General features: G+C 40.8%; 21 protein-coding genes. 19 read left to right on the forward strand and 2 right to left on the reverse strand.

Translation table 11 applies throughout. The features are described 5' to 3' along the window. Positions 1 to 21 precede the first annotated feature (21 nt). The 10 genes from SOS22_RS07020 to epsC all read left to right on the forward strand — a co-directional run bounded on the left by SOS22_RS07020 (position 22) and on the right by epsC (position 8,567). Complete coding sequence (locus SOS22_RS07020) at positions 22 to 570, forward strand: glycerol-3-phosphate acyltransferase (protein WP_320596767.1); 549 nt, start codon at positions 22 to 24, stop codon at positions 568 to 570. A 3-nt stretch (positions 571 to 573) separates the two neighbouring features. After that, positions 574 to 978: a nucleoside-diphosphate kinase gene (gene ndk / locus SOS22_RS07025; protein ID WP_320326235.1), complete on the forward strand. Its 405-nt coding sequence runs from the start codon at positions 574 to 576 to the stop codon at positions 976 to 978. A gap of 65 nt (positions 979 to 1,043) precedes the next feature. Then, the gene (locus SOS22_RS07030; protein WP_320326234.1) at positions 1,044 to 1,652 is read left to right on the forward strand and encodes a cupin domain-containing protein; all 609 of its coding nucleotides are present in this window, start codon (positions 1,044 to 1,046) and stop codon (positions 1,650 to 1,652) included. Positions 1,653 to 1,654: 2 nt separating this feature from the next. Then, positions 1,655 to 2,602, forward strand: a complete 948-nt coding sequence (locus tag SOS22_RS07035) for an L-lactate dehydrogenase (protein ID WP_320326233.1) — start codon at positions 1,655 to 1,657, stop codon at positions 2,600 to 2,602. 108 nt (positions 2,603 to 2,710) lie between these two features. Further along, complete coding sequence (locus tag SOS22_RS07040) at positions 2,711 to 2,986, forward strand: acylphosphatase (RefSeq protein WP_320326232.1); 276 nt, start codon at positions 2,711 to 2,713, stop codon at positions 2,984 to 2,986. 1 nt (position 2,987) lies between these two features. Further along, positions 2,988 to 3,635 (forward strand): HAD hydrolase-like protein, encoded by a 648-nt coding sequence (locus SOS22_RS07045; protein WP_320596768.1) that lies wholly within the window; start codon positions 2,988 to 2,990, stop codon positions 3,633 to 3,635. A 9-nt stretch (positions 3,636 to 3,644) separates the two neighbouring features. Then, positions 3,645 to 5,003: an MATE family efflux transporter gene (locus SOS22_RS07050; protein ID WP_320326230.1), complete on the forward strand. Its 1,359-nt coding sequence runs from the start codon at positions 3,645 to 3,647 to the stop codon at positions 5,001 to 5,003. A 2-nt stretch (positions 5,004 to 5,005) separates the two neighbouring features. Beyond that, a complete protein-coding gene (gene fumC, locus SOS22_RS07055) occupies positions 5,006 to 6,373 on the forward strand; it encodes a class II fumarate hydratase (RefSeq protein WP_320326229.1) in 1,368 nt (455 codons plus the stop codon). Between the two features lie 7 nt (positions 6,374 to 6,380). After that, positions 6,381 to 7,556 (forward strand): NAD(P)-dependent malic enzyme, encoded by a 1,176-nt coding sequence (locus tag SOS22_RS07060; RefSeq protein ID WP_414144422.1) that lies wholly within the window; start codon positions 6,381 to 6,383, stop codon positions 7,554 to 7,556. Between the two features lie 60 nt (positions 7,557 to 7,616). Continuing rightward, positions 7,617 to 8,567: a serine O-acetyltransferase EpsC gene (epsC, locus tag SOS22_RS07065; RefSeq protein ID WP_320596770.1), complete on the forward strand. Its 951-nt coding sequence runs from the start codon at positions 7,617 to 7,619 to the stop codon at positions 8,565 to 8,567. Between the two features lie 16 nt (positions 8,568 to 8,583). Here epsC and SOS22_RS07070 read toward each other — a convergent pair whose 3' ends face one another. Together SOS22_RS07070 and SOS22_RS07075 are read right to left on the reverse strand one after the other, a co-directional pair. Continuing rightward, a complete protein-coding gene (locus SOS22_RS07070; protein WP_320326226.1) occupies positions 8,584 to 8,955 on the reverse strand; it encodes an SHOCT domain-containing protein in 372 nt (123 codons plus the stop codon). Between the two features lie 10 nt (positions 8,956 to 8,965). After that, positions 8,966 to 9,817, reverse strand: coding sequence for a DegV family protein (locus SOS22_RS07075; protein WP_320326225.1), 852 nt, complete (start codon positions 9,815 to 9,817; stop codon positions 8,966 to 8,968). A 145-nt stretch (positions 9,818 to 9,962) separates the two neighbouring features. Here SOS22_RS07075 and SOS22_RS07080 point away from each other — a divergent pair, with 145 nt between their 5' ends. The 9 genes from SOS22_RS07080 to SOS22_RS07120 form a co-directional block, all read left to right on the forward strand. Next, on the forward strand, positions 9,963 to 10,604 hold the full coding sequence (locus SOS22_RS07080; protein WP_320596771.1) for a GDSL-type esterase/lipase family protein: 642 nt from the start codon (positions 9,963 to 9,965) through the stop codon (positions 10,602 to 10,604). 14 nt (positions 10,605 to 10,618) lie between these two features. Continuing rightward, a complete protein-coding gene (locus SOS22_RS07085) occupies positions 10,619 to 11,533 on the forward strand; it encodes a LysR family transcriptional regulator (RefSeq protein WP_320326223.1) in 915 nt (304 codons plus the stop codon). Positions 11,534 to 11,646: 113 nt separating this feature from the next. Then, positions 11,647 to 12,927, forward strand: a complete 1,281-nt coding sequence (locus tag SOS22_RS07090; protein ID WP_320326222.1) for an O-acetylhomoserine aminocarboxypropyltransferase/cysteine synthase family protein — start codon at positions 11,647 to 11,649, stop codon at positions 12,925 to 12,927. A gap of 239 nt (positions 12,928 to 13,166) precedes the next feature. Beyond that, positions 13,167 to 14,150 (forward strand): sugar-binding transcriptional regulator, encoded by a 984-nt coding sequence (locus SOS22_RS07095; protein WP_320326221.1) that lies wholly within the window; start codon positions 13,167 to 13,169, stop codon positions 14,148 to 14,150. Between the two features lie 2 nt (positions 14,151 to 14,152). After that, positions 14,153 to 14,584, forward strand: a complete 432-nt coding sequence (locus SOS22_RS07100; protein WP_320326220.1) for a transcriptional regulator GutM — start codon at positions 14,153 to 14,155, stop codon at positions 14,582 to 14,584. Positions 14,585 to 14,642: 58 nt separating this feature from the next. Next, positions 14,643 to 15,008 (forward strand): PTS glucitol/sorbitol transporter subunit IIA, encoded by a 366-nt coding sequence (locus SOS22_RS07105; RefSeq protein WP_320326219.1) that lies wholly within the window; start codon positions 14,643 to 14,645, stop codon positions 15,006 to 15,008. 106 nt (positions 15,009 to 15,114) lie between these two features. Continuing rightward, a complete protein-coding gene (locus SOS22_RS07110) occupies positions 15,115 to 16,407 on the forward strand; it encodes an NAD(P)H-dependent oxidoreductase (RefSeq protein WP_320326218.1) in 1,293 nt (430 codons plus the stop codon). A 721-nt stretch (positions 16,408 to 17,128) separates the two neighbouring features. Beyond that, on the forward strand, positions 17,129 to 17,647 hold the full coding sequence (locus tag SOS22_RS07115) for a PTS glucitol/sorbitol transporter subunit IIC (protein ID WP_320326217.1): 519 nt from the start codon (positions 17,129 to 17,131) through the stop codon (positions 17,645 to 17,647). Between the two features lie 14 nt (positions 17,648 to 17,661). Next, the coding region (locus tag SOS22_RS07120) for a PTS sorbitol transporter subunit IIB (RefSeq protein WP_320596772.1) at positions 17,662 to 18,390 on the forward strand (729 nt) is incomplete at its 3' end.

The raw sequence follows: 18,390 nt of genomic DNA on the forward strand, positions 1-18,390 counted from the left end.
CATCTATGATATACTATTTTCATGAGATGGATTTGTCTTTTGATTGGATATTTTTGTGGCTCTTTTTTAACGGCGGATGTCGTTAGTTACCATTATACCGGCCATTCGGCAGCCACCTTAGGAGCCTCTCACAACCCGGGTATGGCCAATGTCATGCTTACGTTAGGATTCAAACCGGGCATGATCGTATTGTTGGGTGATCTAGGTAAATGTGCTCTTGCGATGGGCCTTAGTCATTGGTTGTTTCCGACATCCTTGGCCATATTGTATGCAGGCTTGGGGACCATTTTCGGTCATGATTTTCCGTTTTGGCGCCATTTTCATGGTGGGAAAGGAGTGGCCTGTACGTGTGCTTTGTTGGTGATGTATCGTCCAATGTGGGGTTTGATTGCCTTGATCATCGGCGGACTTGTTGTCGTTGTATCCAAAAAATTATGGATCGGGGGTATATGGATGCCGATGCTTTGTATCCTTCCTTGGATGATGCAAAGCAAAGAAGCTGGTCTAGTTTGTATCCTAGTGAGTGGATTGAGTCTGTATTCTTTTCGAAAAGACATTAGAAAGAGGTAGAACATGTCAAAAGAAAGAACCTATGTGATGTTGAAACCCGATGCGCTGCAACGTGGCTTAGTGGGGGAAATCCTTGGACGTATCGAAGCCAAAGGCTATCATTTGGTCCAAGCCAAGACGATGATGTTGGATGAGCCAATTTTAAGAGAACACTATGCCCATATTGCTGACAAACCGTTTTTTCCTGAAACGGTGGCTTATATGACTTCAGGTCCCGTCTTGGCCATGATCTGGGAAGGGGAAAATGCGATTGCCGGGATTCGTCAATTGATGGGAGCTACGAAATTTGAACAAGCCCAAGCTGGTACGATTCGTGGGGATCTAGCTTCTTCTACGACTTATAATTTGATTCATGGATCGGATGGCCCCGAGACGGCCGAAATTGAAATAAAACGCTTTTTTGGTTAGACTTCGTTGGAAAAACAACGAGGTCTTTTTTTAGGTTCTCTATAATAAGAATCAGGAGGTAGCCTATGAAACTGTATGATGAAAACATACCGGTTGCAGGATGCACGATATCTCATCAAGAAATGGCCGATGTCACCCATTTTTCTTTAGCCAAACAGACATCGATCTCAGCGGAGAGATATCCATGTGATGCGTTGTATATCGTGGATACCGGCAAATTAAAAATAAATGGCCACGCGCTACAAGACAAGGATTGTTTATTTGTAGCTGCCAATACTTTGAGTGGTGTCGAAGCAGAGACAGATTCGGTTTATACAGAAATATTGATCAAGGAGGAAACGAAGATGAATGAAGTATTAAAAAATGTAGATGTGTTTCAATTGAAAGATTTGATTCCCTATCAAGCCGGGAAAATCGTAAATATGGATCTTTTATCCAACGATAAGATGAAATTTGTGATCATGGCTTTTGATGATGGCTGTGCATTGGCCGAACATGCAGCTCCAGGCAATGCCTTGATCTTTGCGTTAGATGGTCAAGCCACGATCACTTATGAAGGAAAGCCATATGAAGTGCATGCGGGTGAAAATTTCCGTTTTGAAAAGAATGGCAAACATGCCGTACAAGCAAATGGTCCATTTAAAATGGCTTTATTGGTTGAATTGGAGGGATAAACATGGTCAATGTTCGAAAGGTTGCGATGATTGGTTGCGGTTTTGTGGGTTCCGCCTCTTGTTTTGCCTTGATGCAAAGTGGTTTATTCTCCGAAATGGTCTTGATCGATGCCAATCAAGAAAAAGCCGAAGGGGAAGCTTTAGATATCAGTCATGGTTTGCCCTTTGCGTCACCAATGCAAATCTATGCCGGTACGTATGATGATATTGTCGATGCAGCCATCATCATCATTTCTGCTGGTGCAGGCCAAAAACCCGGAGAGACCCGATTGGATCTAGTAAAAAAGAATGTTGGTATTTTCCAATCCATTTTACCTGAAATTGCCAAACGCGATGTGCAAGGTATTCTTTTGGTTGTTGCCAATCCAGTGGATATCTTGACCTATGTAGCACAAAAAATGAGTGGTTTACCTGAAAACCGTGTGTTTGGATCGGGTACTGTTTTGGATACAGCCCGTCTTCAATATATGTTAGGACAACACTTAGCCGTGGATCCTCGCAATGTCGATGCGATGATCATTGGTGAACATGGCGATAGTGAAATTGCGGCTTGGAGCTGTGTTCGCGTATCCGGTGTCCCATTGGATGATTTTTGTGAGATGCGTGGTCATTTCCACCATGAACAGTCCATGTATAAAATTGCACAAGATGTAAAAAATAGTGCCTATGAAATTATTGAGAAGAAAAAAGCAACCTACTATGGCATTGCGATGAGTGTCAAACGTATTTGTGAAGCCATTATTCGAGATGAAAAATCCGTATTGCCCGTATCGAGTGCGATGCATGGCGAATATGGCTTAAACGATGTTACTTTAAGCATGCCAGCTATTGTCGGAAAAGATGGCATCGAAACATTGGTTCCGATGGAATTGAATGAAAAAGAACAAGAAGAACTTCAACAATCTTCCATTGTCTTAAAAGATGTCATCCAACAAGCTTTTCATGCATGATAAACGCAGAGGATCCTGGAACATTCCAGGATTTTTTCATTGGATCATTTATCCATATTTTGTCGTGCGAGGCCTCTAAAAAAGAGGATCGCATGGTATACTAGAAGCATGGAAAGAAAACACATTTGGTTTACGGGACAAGTACAAGGTGTCGGCTTTCGTTGGACAGCTTCACAATTGGCCGAAAAGATGCATTTGAGTGGATGGTGTCGTAACGATATGGATGGCCGGGTCGAAATGGAGATTCAAGGTGAGGCTTCGATGATTTCTCGATTTCTTAAGGAATTGGGATCGTTTGGTTCCATTCGGATCGATCATATGGATATGCATTCGATCCCCGTTGTTTCCAATGAAACCGGTTTTGAAGTGAAGTTTTGGTGGTAGCATGAATTATCTATTGTTTGATCTGGATGGTACTATTTCTGAATCGGCTTTAGGCATTACCCAATCGGTCCAATATGCTTTATCGACCATTGGCATCGAAGAACCCGATCTGAAATCCTTGGAACACTTTGTTGGGCCACCTCTAAATACGGAATTTCAAAAGACATATGGTGTAGATGAGACAACCGCAAAAGCCTTGGTCCAGGCCTATCGCACTTTTTATGAGGAAAAAGGTATATGGGCGTGTTCGATGTATCCGGGCATGGATTCATTGCTTAAACAATTGAGCCAACAAGGCAAGACCTTGGGTATTTGTTCGAGCAAGCCCAAGTATTATGTTGAAAAGATCCTTGTTCATTTTGGTATCTTGGATCATTTTGGTTTGGTGAATGCGCCCGATATGAAAGCGGAGCTACAAAAGCCACATCGAGAAGGGAAAGCTGATTTGATTGAAAAAGCATTGTGTCAATGGCAAGTGGATCCTTGTCAAGTGGCAATGATTGGCGATCGTCAAGTGGATATTTTGGGTGCCAAAGCCAATGGGGTGTATGCGATTGGGGTCCGCTATGGCTATGGTCAGAAAGATGAATTCATAGCGGCGGATCTGGTTGTGGATTCCATCGCTCAATTGGCCCAATTTCTGTTATAATACATGTGTATGAAACAAGTTGATTTTGCGCATGGATCGATCACGAAAAATATCTTTCAAACGGCGATGCCCATGTTAGTGGCTCAGGTTTTGAATCTTCTTTACAATATCGTCGATCGAATCTATATTGGTCGCATTCCCAAGATAGGAACGCTGGCCTTAGGTTCGGTCGGCCTTTGTTTTCCTATCATTACCATCATCATGGCTTTCACAAATCTTTTTTCCAGTGGTGGGGCTCCCTTATTTGCGATCGATCGCGGTAAACAAGATTCCATCCATGCCCAAAAGATCATGGATACTTCCTTTGTGATGTTGGTCTATACTGGTGCTTTTCTAACTCTGGTTCTGTTTGTTTTGGCGCAACCCATCTTGATCGCATTTGGCGCTTCGAAACAAACCCTTGTCTATAGTCTTCCCTATATGCGTATTTATTTGATTGGAACCATTGCTTCCATGATTTCAACCGGCATGAATGCGTTTATCAATGCCCAAGGTTATCCCAAAGCAGGCATGACGACCGTATTGATTGGGGCCATCGCGAATATTCTTTTGGATCCCCTCTTTATTTTTGTCTTTGGTTTGAATGTGGAAGGTGCGGCCATCGCAACGGTGATTTCCCAGATCTTATCGGCCATTTTCGTGATTCGTTTCTTGACGCAATCCCAAATTGAAATTACTTTGCATTGGATCAAGCCTTCGGCTTTTTATCGTGCAAAAGATATCCTTTCTTTAGGTTTAGCTGGATTTATCATGCAGCTGACCAATGGACTGGTACAGATTGCATGCAATCATATGCTCAGTCTGAGTGGTGGTGATTTGTATGTATCGGTCATGACCATCGTTTCGAGTGTTCGTCAAATGTTGGAAATTCCTATTTGGGCCATTACGGATGGATCCAGTCCCATCTTATCGTTCAATTATGGATCCAAAGCGTATCCACGTGTCAAACAAGCGTTTTGGGTCATGTTTGGTTTGACTTTGGTCTATGCCAGTTTAATCTGGTTGTTGATTGAAAAGATTCCTTTGTTTTTTATCTCGATTTTTTCCAATGATCCCATCTTACAAGGGCCATCTCGCCAAGCGTTGCATCTTTACTTTTTTGCCTTCATCTTCATGGTCTTTCAATATACTGGACAGACCATGTTTAAATCCTTAAATCGAAAAGGCTATGCGATCTTCTTTTCCTTGTTGCGAAAAGCCATCATCGTCATTCCTTTGACGCTTGTCTTGCCTCATTGGTTAGGGGTGCAGGGTGTCTTTATCGCCGAACCCATATCCAATGTCATCGGTGGTTTGGCTTGTTTTATCACGATGTTTTGTACATTGTGGAAAGAATTAACGTATAATGATACACGTAAAGGAGGCTAAACATGACGAAGTATCGTATAGAACATGATTCCATGGGGGAAATGAAAGTTCCTGCCGATGCATTATGGGGTGCACAGACGCAACGAAGCAAACAAAATTTCAAGATTGGTCAAGAAAAGATGCCACAAGGCATCATTGAGGCTTTTGCAATCTTGAAAAAAGGAGCCGCCATTGCCAATAAAAAATTAGGAAAATTGGATGCCGACACTTGCCAATTGATCCAAACCGTTTGTGATGAGATTTTAGCGGGCAAATGGAATGATCAATTTCCATTGGTTGTCTGGCAAACCGGTAGCGGGACGCAATCCAATATGAATATGAATGAAGTGATTGCGAATCGGGGCAATCAAATTGCGCAAGAAAAACGTTTGCATCCCAATGATACGATCAATATGTCACAATCATCCAATGATACGTTTCCCACCGCATTACACATTGCGGCGGTTCGAGCCATTACCCATCAGTTATTTCCAGCCATGGATCATATGATCCAAGTGTTGGATCAATTGGAAAAAGCCAATCGCAATGTGATCAAAAGCGGACGTACCCATCTACAAGATGCGGTTCCCATTGGGTTTGGACAAGAAATTAGTGGATGGAAAATGATGATCGTCCAATCCAAGGCATACATTCAATCGACTCTGCCTTATCTTTCCCAATTGGCTTTGGGAGGAACGGCGGTTGGTACGGGATTGAATGCACCCAAAGAATTTGGTCAAGAAGCCGCTGGGATCATTAGTCAATTAACGGGTCTTTCGTTTGAAACGGAGCCCAATAAATTTCATGCCTTAAGTAGTAAAGATGCGATTACCTTTAGCCATGGTGCATTGAAAGCATTGGCTGCCGATTTAATGAAGATTGCCAATGATGTACGTTGGATGGCTTCCGGACCTCGGTTGGGCTTAGGTGAAATCACCATTCCAGCCAATGAGCCAGGCTCTTCCATCATGCCAGGGAAAGTCAATCCGACCCAATGTGAAGCGGTAACGATGGTGGCAGTACAAGTGATGGGCAATGATACGACCATAGGGATGGCTGCGAGTCAAGGAAACTTTGAATTGAATGTATTTATGCCGGTGATTGCCTATAATTTTTTACAATCCGTGGATTTGTTGGCGGATTGTATGAAGTCGTTTACTGATCATTGTTTGGTTGGTATTCAGGCCAATACGGCGAAGATGGACTATAATTTGAAGCATTCTTTGATGTTGGTGACGGCATTGAATCCATATATTGGGTATGAAAAGGCCGCGCAAACGTCAAATTTGGCCTTTAAAGAAAACATTTCATTAAAAGAAGCTGTAGTCAAATTGGGATATATGACCGAAGATGAATTTGATGCAGCGGTGCAACCAGAAAAAATGATATAGGGAGGAAATTATGGATTACGCAAAGGAATCGTTAAAACAACATGAACAATGGAAAGGAAAGATCGAAGTCATTTCTCGTGCGAAAGTAAGAAATGCGGATGATCTTTCAATTGCTTATACACCTGGTGTCGCACAGCCTTGTTTGGAAATTCAAAAGGATCTGTCGAAAAGTTATACATTGACACGTCGATGGAACATGGCTGCGGTCATTACGGATGGATCTGCTGTATTGGGATTGGGAAATATTGGCCCCGAAGCCGCCATGCCGGTCATGGAAGGAAAGTGTGTCTTATTTAAAGAATTTGCCGATGTCGATGCGTTTCCTTTGTGTGTCGATTCCAACGATGTGGATACCATTGTTGAAACGGTAAAAAATATTTCCAAATCGTTTGGTGGTATCAATTTGGAAGATATCAGTGCGCCTCGTTGTTTTGAAATTGAACGACGCTTAAAAGAAGTCTGTGATATTCCGGTTTTTCATGATGATCAACATGGAACAGCCATCATCACCTTGGCGGGTCTGACCAATGCCTTAAAAGTCGTGGGCAAGAAAAAAGAAGAAGTGAAAGTGGTGACATCGGGAGCTGGGGCTGCCGCTATTTCCATTGTGAAGCTTTTATTATCAGCGGGCTTTAAAGATATCATCATGACCGATCGTCATGGGGCGATTTATGAAGGCCGCGATCATTTGAATTGGATCAAAGCAGAAATGGCACAAGTCACAAATTTAGCGAAAAAGCAGGGAAGTCTAGCCGATGTGATCCAAGGGGCCGATGTCTTCATTGGGGTTTCGGCACCGGGCTTATTAAGTCAAGATATGGTGCGAAGCATGCATTCCGATGCGATCATTTTTGCGTGTGCCAACCCCACTCCAGAAATCTTCCCAGATGAGGCAAAAGCAGCGGGAGCTGCCGTCGTATCGACTGGTCGTAGTGATTTTCCAAATCAAATCAATAATGTATTAGCGTTTCCAGGGGTATTCCGTGGGGCCTTTGATGTGCGTGCTTCGGATATCAATGAAGAGATGAAAATGGCAGCGGCCAAAGCGTTGGCCAATTTAATTCCGGAAGAAGAATTATCGGCCGATTATATCATTCCGAAAGCATTTGATCCAAAAGTGGGCCCAGCGGTTGCCAAAGCGGTTGCTCAAGCGGCGCGTGATAGTGGAGTTGCGCGAATCTAAAATCGTTATAGACGACAAGTGAATCGTCTTTTGTTAGAATAGAAACAAGAGGTGAATTTTATGGATGAATTGGAATTCAATGAAGTCGAAGAAGTCGTTGAACTGGTCATGAACGACTATAATCAAAAGCGGGAATTGGACGTAATGACCATGTTTCATCAACCGGATAAAACGAAGGTCATTGAAATTGTCAATAAATTATTGCGCATCATTTTTCCTGGTTTTTATCGGGATGAAGTCTATAAGATCTTCAATATGCGCCATTCTTTATCTGCTTTGGTTGAAGATGTCATGTATAATATGCAAAAACAAATTGTGATCGCATTGAAAAATGATCCAAAATACGGAAAGGCGAATGAAGGGGAATTGCGCAAAGTGGCCAAGGATATCACGTTGCAGTTCTTTACCCAAATTCCGCGGATTCGTAGTTTCATTGATACGGATATTCAAGCGACCTTTGATGGGGATCCAGCGGCTTCCAGCAAAAATGAAATTGTTTTAAGTTATCCAGGTATCCTTGCTTCTACGGTGCATCGAATCTGCCATGTTTTATGGGAATTGAATGTGCCATTGATTCCTCGCATGATGTCAGAATATGCCCATTCTGTAACGGGTATTGATATTCATCCAGCGGCTACGATTGGCAAGTATTTCTTTATCGATCATGGGACTGGTATCGTGGTGGGTTCGACCACCGAAATTGGCCAACACGTCAAGATCTATCAAGGCGTGACCTTAGGCGCTTTATCGACCAGTGCGGGTCAACGTTTGCATGGGGTCAAACGGCATCCAACCATTGAAGATAATGTTACGATTTATTCGGGGGCTTCGGTTTTGGGTGGCAAAACGGTCATTGGTCATGATTCTGTCATTGGATCCAATGCATTTGTGACTAGCTCCATCAAACCGGAATCACGGGTAACGATCCAAAACCAAGAATTACATATGGGTAAGGATAAGATTGAAAAAGAAGATCTAGCCCAAGATGAAACTTGGTTCTATGTCATCTAAAAAAAAGAGGAATTGCTTATAAATGCAGCAATTCCTTTTTCTTTTGATCATATTCTTCTTGGGTGATGGCACCCATATCTAAGAGTTCCTTGAGTTCTTTGATTTGTTGGTAAGGATCCAGCGTTGGTGTTTCTTTGTGCTCTTTGTGCATGCGCCATTCATTAATGGCATGTTTGACGACTTTTAAACGATGGCGATTAAAGGGAATGGAGTCAATGCCACCATCGTATTTGACTTTCAGAATCGCATAGGGACTAAAAGCCGTGGAATTGGTGATATATAGATCTTTGATTTGGTCATAAGCATAGGTCTTGCGTTCTGTGACCAATTGGTCTTCTTCAAAAGACATGGGTGGAATCGTACCGATTCCTTCGATTTCATAATACATGGTCTCACCTCTAAGCTTTCGTATCAAATACTTGTATCGCTAAACAGCCAAGTCCAGTATGGACGCCAACGGCACTGACCAGATCGATCACATGGACATGAACGCCTTTGATTTCGGTTTCGATCTTTTGGGCAAAGGCTTCGGCATTCTTTTGGGCATCGACATGCGCTAAAAAGATGGTATCTTCCTGGATCGTCGTTCGTGCTTTTAACCGTTCGATCACCTCGTTTTGAGCTTTGGATAAGGTTCTTGGTTTGGCCATCACATCGACTTTTCCTTGGGTGGAAATGTTAAGATGCAAAACGGGTTTTATGCGTAATAAGCCACCAAGTAGGGCGGCAGCTGGGGTCAATCGTCCGCCACGACGCATGTGTTGCAGATCTTCAAAGATCAGGATCGTGTCTCCTGTTTCAATGATGGCTTGTAATTTGGCAACAATGATGTCCATGCTGATGCCTTGATCATACATTTGTTTGGCCATGCGAATACAAGTGGCTTGTAGTACCGCGGTCACATAACAATCGATACCGATAAAGTCCAAGCCGACTTGGCGAGCCATCATTTCCATCGCATCCATGGCACCAGAAAGACCACGACAAATGGGAACACAAAAAACGGTGTCATATCCTTGGTCTTTAATGGCTTGAAAACAATCCTCGATATGTCCTAATTTGGGCAAAGACGTTTTCATGATCTTCTTTTGATGGAGGTTTTGGATAAATTGATGATAATTCATCGTTTCCAACTCATCATAGGAAATGCCATCGCATTCAATTTGTAGAGGAAGGCAATAGATGCCCTCTTGTTTCCATTGTTCGGGGCTCATGCCTGTTCCTGTATCTGTCACAAATGCTACTTTCATATGTATTCTCCTATCCTTTATGGTAGCATTTTGAAAATCAGGACACAACAAAATTTGTATCGCGTGCTATAATAGGTCCATGGTTTTTAAGGAAAAAAGGCTAATCTATATAGGAATCGGATTGGTGTTGGTATGGATACTTTCGATGTTCTTTTCATCCATCCATCCCGCCAAACCAGAGGGTCTTCGTTATATCCAGCAACAAGAAAAATTGCCAACGCAACCGCTTGCCACAAAATTTTCCAAAGAAAAAGAAGAAAATATCACCGATGAGAATGTCTTTGCCCGCTTTCATGATTATGTCTTTTTAGGCGATTCACGCGTGTTGGGCTTTCAATCCTATGGTTTTTTAGAAGATAGTCGTGTATTGGCAGATACGGGGGATTCCATCGTAAAGATCGATGCCCATTTGGAAACGATCAAAAAAATCAGTCCCACTTCGGTATATATTTCATATGGATTGAATGATCTTGGACGAAATTATGAAGGGGGATATGTGGCCAAGGTACAAGAAGAAGTCAAAAAGGTCCAAGTGATCGTACCGCAGGCAAAGATCTATATCTGTGCGATCATTCCGGTTAACCAGGCGTTGACCCAAAACGATGCGCGTTGGCAACAAATTCCAACCATCAATCAAGCGTTAAAGAAAATGTGCAAAAAACAAAAATGGATCTATGTGGCCGATGATACATTGGCAAATGAATCCATCTATGCCCAGGATGGGATGCATTTTCAACCATCGTTTTATCAAACTTGGGCAGAAACCATACTCGATACAAGAAAATAGGGAAAGGGAACCGTATGACACTTCAACAAATCTATTATATGATCGTTACGGCCGAAGTGGGGTCGATGAATAAAGCAGCAGAGAAATTATTCATTTCTCAACCCACTTTGACCAGTGCTATCAAAGAATTGGAATCGGAATTGGGAATCACGATTTTTGAGCGAACCAATCGCGGTGTGCTATTGACCGATGAGGGCAATGATTTTTTGATGAGTGCACGACAAATTTATCAACAATATGAACTGTTAAAAGAAAAATATGGACCACAAGGTTCGATGAAACATAAGTTTTCCGTTTCTTGTCAACATTATTCCTTTGCCGTCAAGGCATTTGTGGAAACAGTGAAACAATTTGATACTTTAAAATATGAATTTCGGATCAAAGAATGTCAAACCATGGAAGTCATCAAGGATGTGGGCAATTCCAAGAGTGAAATTGGCATTTTGTATATGAGTGATTATAATCGCAAATACATTCAGCGTTTGATGGATGAAAATGGATTGGGGTTTGAACCCATTATTACGTGTGATGCATATGTCTATGTATATAAAGAGCATCCACTCGCTAAGGAAAAAAGCATTCGTTTGAATCAGTTACAGGATTATCCGTATTTATCGTTTGATCAAGGAGAAGATGGTGCGTTTTATCTGGCAGAAGAAATTTTATCCGAAAATGAATATGCACGTCAGATCAAATTGAATGATCGAGCGACGGCTTTGAATCTGATGATTGGCTTGAATGGATATATGTTGTGTAGTGGGATCATATCCGAAGAATTAAATGGGGATGATTATGTGGTGATTCCTTATGAGGCCGATGATGATAATCCCAATAGTTCCATGACGATTGGTTATATTTATAAACGACATAGTGTGTTATCACCCATTGCGAAAACCTATGTAGAAGAGTTGGTTGGGTACTTTAAATAGATATAAAAATCATTTATCGCAAATATTATATTTACCAATTATACAAATAGCCAAAGTGGGCGTATTGTATGACCATACAAACAAAGAATACAAATTCTAGGAGGAAATACAATATGTCAGAACAAAAATATCATTTCGAAACATTAGCTTTACATGTCGGACAAGAAGAAGCCGATCCAGCCACCGATTCTCGTCAAGTTCCTATTTATTTGACTTCATCGTATGTATTTAAAAATTCGCAACATGCAGCCGATCGTTTTGGCTTGGCTGATCCCGGAAATATCTATGGTCGATTGACAAACTCTACGCAAGATGTATTTGAAAAACGAATTGCCGCTTTAGAGGGTGGCAGTGCTGCGATTGCGACAGCATCTGGTGCTGCAGCAGTTACTTATGCGATCCAAGCCTTAGCGAAAGCGGGTGAAAATATCGTGGCAGCTAAAACGATTTATGGTGGTACCTATAACTTGTTGGCACATACATTGCCTTTGTATGGCATTACCGCCAAATTTGCCGATCCTTATAAATTGGATGAAGTGGAAGCAGCCATCGATGAAAACACCAAAGGTTTGTGGATCGAAACGTTAGGAAATCCATTGGGAAATATCGTAGATATCGAAGCTTGGGCTGAAGTTGCTCATAAACATCATATTCCATTGGTTGTGGACAATACTTTTGCGACACCTTACTTGGTTCGTCCATTTGAACATGGTGCCGATATCGTTGTCCATAGTGCAACGAAGTTCATTGGTGGTCATGGTGCTACTTTAGGTGGTGTCGTTATTGAAAGTGGTAAATATGAATGGGATCAAACCGATGCATATCCATGGTTGACTGAACCAAATCCTTCGTATCATGGTATTCGTTTCTATGAAGCAACCAAACCAGCTGCTTTTGTGACATATATCCGTGCGATCCTATTACGTGATGAGGGAGCAACACTTTCTCCAGTCAATGCGTGGGCATTCATTCAAGGTTTGGAAACGTTATCGTTGCGTGTAGAGCGTCATGTAGAAAATGCGTTAAAGGTTGTTGAATATTTGAACAATCATCCACAAGTGGAAGCGGTTCATCATCCTTCGATTGAAGAACCAGAATTATATAAGAAGTATTTCCCAAATGGTGGTGGTTCGATCTTTACATTCGAAGTCAAGGGCGATGCGCAAACAGCTCGTAAATGGATCGACAATTTGCCAATCTTCTCCTTATTGGCAAATGTTGCGGATGTGAAGTCTTTGGTTATTCATCCCGCTTCAACAACCCATTCGCAATTGACAGAAGCCGAGGCAGCAGATCAGGGTATTTATCCAAATACAATTCGTTTATCCATTGGTACTGAGCATATCGATGATATCTTAGCGGCTTTGGATACGGCTTTTAAAGCCATTGCGTAAGTTTAAGGGGTCTTGTTTGAAAACAAGGCCTTTTTTTATTGGATGGTTGAAAAAAATGAGGTAAAATAAAAGTATTAGAGAGGTTGAGTGTGAGAGGTGTCTTACACTCTTTTTTTCTATATTGAACATTTGTATAAGTTAAAATTCTAACAATATTATTTATACATATGTTCAATATACAATCTATTGACTACAAAAAGTATCGTGTTAATATAAAACCGTAAAAGGAAAACGGTTACATGAAAAAAATTGTAGATGATCCTCGTCTGATATATAAATGTTGTTACTTATATTATAAGGATGGCTTCTCTCAAGTAGAGATCTGTGATCAATTGGGTATTTCTCGTGCTACGGTTTCACGTTTGTTGAAAGCGGGGCGTGAACGAAATATTGTTCGCATTGAATTGGATAATCCAGACAGTGTCATGTATGGCGAGTTAGAACGAAAATTAGAAGCAGTTTTCGATTTAAAAGAAATCGTCATTGTCGATGAATTGGAAATTGGCAATCGATATGAGCATCTTCAAAAAGTATATGAAGAGGCAATTTCTTATTTCTCAAGAACGTTTCAGGACCAAGAATATATTGGTGTCTCCATGGGACATACCTTGTATGATCTTGCCAATGTCAATATTTCGGTGGAGTCTGTTGATTGTACGTTTGTGCCCGTAGTTGGTGGTGTTGGTATCAAACAATTAGGGACGCAAAACTATCATTCGAATGAAATTGCGAATTCTTTTGCGAAAAAATTTGGTGGCAGCGCTGTTCAATTTTTTGCTCCCGCTATTTTCCGTAACATTGATATAATGGATGGTTTGAAAAAAGAAAAACCAGTAGAGGAGGTAACTTCTTTATTTCCTTTGTTGCATGCGGTGATCATGGGTGTTGGCTCAACGGAGGCTTCTCATTCTACATTGGTTGATTCGGGATATATAACGCCGGAACAGTATGCACATTATAAAGAAATGGGCGCTGTAGGCGATGTGATGCTTCGTTTCTTTGATGAAAATGGCAATGAAGGCCCATTTAAAGAGTTCAATGACCGTGTCATGGCTATTAGTGAAGAAAATTTAGCCCAAATTGATACGCGAATTGCCATTGCGGTTGGCGAAGAGAAAGCCAGAGCTATCTTAGGTGCTTTACGAGGAAAACGTATCAATGTACTGATTACGGATATTAGTTGTGTCAATCGAATATTAGCTATTATGGAGGAAGAAAAGTAAACATGTCAAAAAATTTGATATTATTGTTTGCGATTGCGATGGCATTGATGGTCATGCAGATGATTGGTGGCTTTTTACAAATTCGCCGCTATCGTAAAGCTGTCAGTCGTGTCCACAAATTAGGTAATGTGGGGATGGGACAAAAGCGTGGTTGGTTTTTTAATAGCTATGTTGTCATCATCGCTTGTGATTCGAAACATATCATTACAGGTGGTGAAGCAATGACAGGTTCTACCATATTTGCACAGTTTCATCCCATTACAGAATTATTAGGAAAGCCCATGATCGGGCGTTCGATCGATGACTATTTATTAGAATTTAGAGAAATGCCAGATCGTAAACAAAAATTCTATCGAGGTTATATCAATGCTTTAGAAGCATTGGAGATGCGTTTTGAAAGAGAAGAGCATCCAGAAACGATAGAAGAGGACTAAGGTTTTAAAATGTTTTTGGCCGAACATTTTATGTATAAAATTTGGAAGGAGGAAAAAAATGAAATTCCAAGTTAAAATTACCGGTTGGGGGAACGATGCCCTAGAATTTTTGAATCCAGCATGTAACTTTATTATTATGTTTAATGAAGATGCACCGCCTGAATTGGCTGACATTAGTATTTTACATACGAAATGTGAATTAAAAGAGGATCCAGCTCCAGGTGATACCATGACGATTTGTGGAAAAAAATACAAAGTCACGGCCGTTGGATGGGAAGCCATCAATACGTTGCGTGATTTAGGACATTGCACCGTTGCTTTTAATGGTAAGACTGAAGTTGATCGTCCAGGTATGATGGAACTAGAAGGTCCAGAATTCACTGCGGATGACTTAAAAGTCGGTGGTGAAATTACAATTGAATAAGTATTGAAAAAAAGTATACATTCCCTATTGACAAGCAAATGTATTAGAATTAATATGACATTGTAAAAAGTCGAGTGGATATACATAAAGGAGGAAAAGTTAAGTTATGTATAACATGAACAGAAAATTGGCTCAATTAGAAGCCGAAGGAAAACCTATCCAAGTTGGTGTTGTTGGTGCCGGACAAATGGGCCGTGGAATGGTCACTGAATTGGTCATGATCAAAGGTGAACGTCCTGCCATTTGTGCCGATATTAATATTGATTTAGCTGTCCATGCATTTGAATATGGTGGCGTAAAACCAGAAGACATCGTTAAAACAACCGATGTTGAAGAAGCAAGTAAAGCAATCAAAGCTGGAAAATATGTAGCTACGAATGATTCTTCATTAGTTACAAAAACCCCTGAAATTGATGTAGTTGTTGATGTTACTGGTGTTCCTGATGTTGGTGCTCGTATTGCTTTGGATGCCATCGCAGCGAAGAAACATATCATCATGATGAACGTTGAATCCGACGTTGTTATCGGACCTTACTTGAACAAATTAGCCCAAGAAGCTGGTGTTGTTTACACAGGTACGAACGGAGATGAACCAGGTGCCGTTATGGAATTGTATGATTTCGCAACAGCTATTGGTTTGAATGTAGAAGTTATTGGTAAAGGTAAGAACAACCGTCTAGATCGTGCTTGCAACCCAGATACTGTATTAGAAGAAGCAACTCGTCGTAAGATGAGCCCAAGAATGTTATGTGCATTCAAAGATGGTACTAAGACAATGGTTGAAATGACTGCAATGTCAAATGCAACGGGATTGGTTCCTGATGTAATTGGTGGTCATGGTATCGCTTGTGATGTTAAGGGATTGAATGATATGTATCGTTTGAAAGAAGACGATGGTATCTTGAATAAACACGGTGTTGTTGAATACGTTCGTGGTATTGCCCCAGGTGTATTCGTAACCGTATCTACAGATAATGATGAGATCTCTTATCAAATGCAATATCATAGCATGGGTCCAGGACCATTATGGACATTGTATCGTCCTTATCACTTGTGTAACTTGGAAACTCCATTAACAATTGGACGTGCTGTTATCTATCATGAAGGTGTAATCGTACCAAAGGGTGGATTGGTATCCGAAGTTATCACAGTAGCTAAGAAAGATATGAAAGCTGGAGAACATTTGGATGGTATCGGTGGATACACTACATATGGTTCAATCGATACACACGAACACGCAAAAGAAGCTGGATTCGTTCCATTTGGATTGATCAATAAGAACGCCGTATTGAAGAAAGACGTTAAGAAAGGTCAATTATTGACTTACGATGATGTTGAAATCGATAAGAATACATTGATCTATCAAATCCGTCAAAAACAAGACGAAATTTTCGGATAATTCATAGATTGGTTGAGACTGTTGACAACATACAAAGTCAACAGTCTTTTTATATGCTGCATGGATCGGAGTAGCCAAAGCTTCTTGAGATGTTGCTTATGACAACCATATACCAATATGGGCAGTGATTGTCTTTTCTAAGGATAGCTTTGTGATCAGATGAAATATAGCCGTACATACTGCATCAGAAAATGGGGGTTCGTTTTATTGATATAGGCGAAAACGAGCAACAATGAATTCATGAATGTGTGTGATGCAAAGAAGCGGATATCGAGGATGAAAAAATGTGCTAGGATGTATTTTGTATACAAAATAAGAACATATAGAATTCATATTTTGATGGTATGTGAAAGCGTATTCTATGCTTCGAAAAAGTCCAATCTAATCAATAGAAATAGATCAGTGACCCAGCTTATTTATGGAAAATATAGACAAAGCAAGGATATAAAAGGAATCTGCGAAATGATAACGCTTACATTAAAAATGCCATATATATCGAATAAACAACATATGAAATAATACTGAACAAATGTATTAATAAAATATTGAATTTTTTAACTTAAACATAATTTCAAAATAAATATATTGACTACATAAAGGTGAAATGGTATCAATATATATGTACATGAAACCGATTTCAATCGATTTCGCCTGTATGGTCAGCGTGTACAGGCATAAAGTGCAAGGCCAAAAGTTTTGAAATAAAAAAGGAGAGAAATTTATGAATGCGATTGCTAGTGTAGCCCAGGGCTTTATTGGGCTGTTTACCGCTGGTGGTCAAACCTTTACGGGTTGGGTCACTGGTATCATTCCACAAGTTGTTTGTTTGCTTACGTTTATGAACTCGATCATTAAATTGGTCGGTGATGAAAAGGTAGAAAGATTTGCGAAAAAGTTAACCGGAAATGCGATTTTACGTTATACCTTATTTCCATTGGTTGCGGATATGTTCTTAGGAAATCCAATGTGTTATTCATTTGGACGCTTTGTCGATGAAGAATATAAACCAGCATTTTATGATTCAGCTGTTTCGTTTTTACACCCCATCACAGGTTTGTTCCCACATGCCAATGCCGGTGAATTGTTCGTCTTCATGGGAATTGCGGAAGGTGTCAAGAAAGTCGCTGGAAGTTATTCCGATTTAGCGGTTCGTTATTTCATCGTTGGTTTGATCGTTATTTTCATTCGTGGTATCTTAACGGAAAAAATTTATTTCCGTTTAGCAGGTATTAAGAAATAGGGGGGGAACGAATCATGGCTTATAAGAATATTAAGATCACAAAAGGTAGTGCTGGATTTGGTGGACCATTGATCATCGAACCCAATGAAAAAAAGAATAAAGTATTGTGTGTAACGGGCCAACAAATCAGTCCTGTAGCGAAAAAAATTGCTGAAATGACAGGCTGTGAATTGGTGGATGGCTTTAAGACAACCGTTCCCGATGATGAAGTGGCAGTCGCTGTTGTCAACTGTGGTGGTACGGCGCGTTGCGGTGTCTATCCAAAGAAACGCATCATGACCGTCAATGTCGAACCGGTTGGAGCCGTAGGCCCATTGGCGATGTATATCACACCAGATATCTATGTATCGGATGTCAAAGAAAGCAACCTTTCTTATACGGATGAAAAAACAACCGTTACCGAAACAAAACCAGAAAAGAAGGATGGTCCAAAGACCAAAGACCAAGCCAAAGCCGAAATTGCCGCTGCTCAAGACGAAAAGAAACCAGGCATCATTACTCGAATTGGTATCGGCGTAGGACATGTCGTCAACAAGTTCTTTGCAGCTGGTCGTGATTCGATCGACATGATCATTCGAAATGTATTGCCATTCATGGCCTTCACATCGACTTTGTTGGGTATCATTTCTGCCAGTGGATTGGGAAATATCATTGCGCATACCATCAGTCCAATGTGTTCGACATTGCCAGGATTGTTGGTCATCTCGATTGTTTGTGGTGTACCATTCTTATCACCTATCCTA

The sequence above is a fragment of the Absicoccus sp. genome (genome assembly GCF_034090965.1).
In the GTDB taxonomy this organism is placed as follows: domain Bacteria; phylum Bacillota_I; class Bacilli_A; order Erysipelotrichales; family Erysipelotrichaceae; genus Absicoccus; species Absicoccus intestinalis.

Excerpts from the sequence above, each read along its gene's own strand:
- SOS22_RS07090 (WP_320326222.1), top strand. The coding sequence starts at position 11,647 with ATGTCAGAACAAAAATATCATTTCGAAACATTAGCTTTACATGTCGGA.
- SOS22_RS07115 (WP_320326217.1), top strand. The coding sequence starts at position 17,129 with ATGAATGCGATTGCTAGTGTAGCCCAGGGCTTTATTGGGCTGTTTACC.
- SOS22_RS07085 (WP_320326223.1), top strand. The coding sequence starts at position 10,619 with ATGACACTTCAACAAATCTATTATATGATCGTTACGGCCGAAGTGGGG.
- ndk (WP_320326235.1), top strand. The coding sequence starts at position 574 with ATGTCAAAAGAAAGAACCTATGTGATGTTGAAACCCGATGCGCTGCAA.
- SOS22_RS07050 (WP_320326230.1), top strand. The coding sequence starts at position 3,645 with ATGAAACAAGTTGATTTTGCGCATGGATCGATCACGAAAAATATCTTT.
- SOS22_RS07100 (WP_320326220.1), top strand. The coding sequence starts at position 14,153 with ATGTCAAAAAATTTGATATTATTGTTTGCGATTGCGATGGCATTGATG.
- fumC (WP_320326229.1), top strand. The coding sequence starts at position 5,006 with ATGACGAAGTATCGTATAGAACATGATTCCATGGGGGAAATGAAAGTT.
- SOS22_RS07105 (WP_320326219.1), top strand. The coding sequence starts at position 14,643 with ATGAAATTCCAAGTTAAAATTACCGGTTGGGGGAACGATGCCCTAGAA.
- SOS22_RS07030 (WP_320326234.1), top strand. The coding sequence starts at position 1,044 with ATGAAACTGTATGATGAAAACATACCGGTTGCAGGATGCACGATATCT.
- SOS22_RS07045 (WP_320596768.1), top strand. The coding sequence starts at position 2,988 with ATGAATTATCTATTGTTTGATCTGGATGGTACTATTTCTGAATCGGCT.
- SOS22_RS07040 (WP_320326232.1), top strand. The coding sequence starts at position 2,711 with ATGGAAAGAAAACACATTTGGTTTACGGGACAAGTACAAGGTGTCGGC.
- SOS22_RS07020 (WP_320596767.1), top strand. The coding sequence starts at position 22 with ATGAGATGGATTTGTCTTTTGATTGGATATTTTTGTGGCTCTTTTTTA.
- SOS22_RS07070 (WP_320326226.1), bottom strand. The coding sequence starts at position 8,955 with ATGTATTATGAAATCGAAGGAATCGGTACGATTCCACCCATGTCTTTT.
- SOS22_RS07080 (WP_320596771.1), top strand. The coding sequence starts at position 9,963 with ATGTTCTTTTCATCCATCCATCCCGCCAAACCAGAGGGTCTTCGTTAT.
- epsC (WP_320596770.1), top strand. The coding sequence starts at position 7,617 with ATGGATGAATTGGAATTCAATGAAGTCGAAGAAGTCGTTGAACTGGTC.
- SOS22_RS07035 (WP_320326233.1), top strand. The coding sequence starts at position 1,655 with ATGGTCAATGTTCGAAAGGTTGCGATGATTGGTTGCGGTTTTGTGGGT.
- SOS22_RS07075 (WP_320326225.1), bottom strand. The coding sequence starts at position 9,817 with ATGAAAGTAGCATTTGTGACAGATACAGGAACAGGCATGAGCCCCGAA.
- SOS22_RS07095 (WP_320326221.1), top strand. The coding sequence starts at position 13,167 with ATGAAAAAAATTGTAGATGATCCTCGTCTGATATATAAATGTTGTTAC.
- SOS22_RS07110 (WP_320326218.1), top strand. The coding sequence starts at position 15,115 with ATGTATAACATGAACAGAAAATTGGCTCAATTAGAAGCCGAAGGAAAA.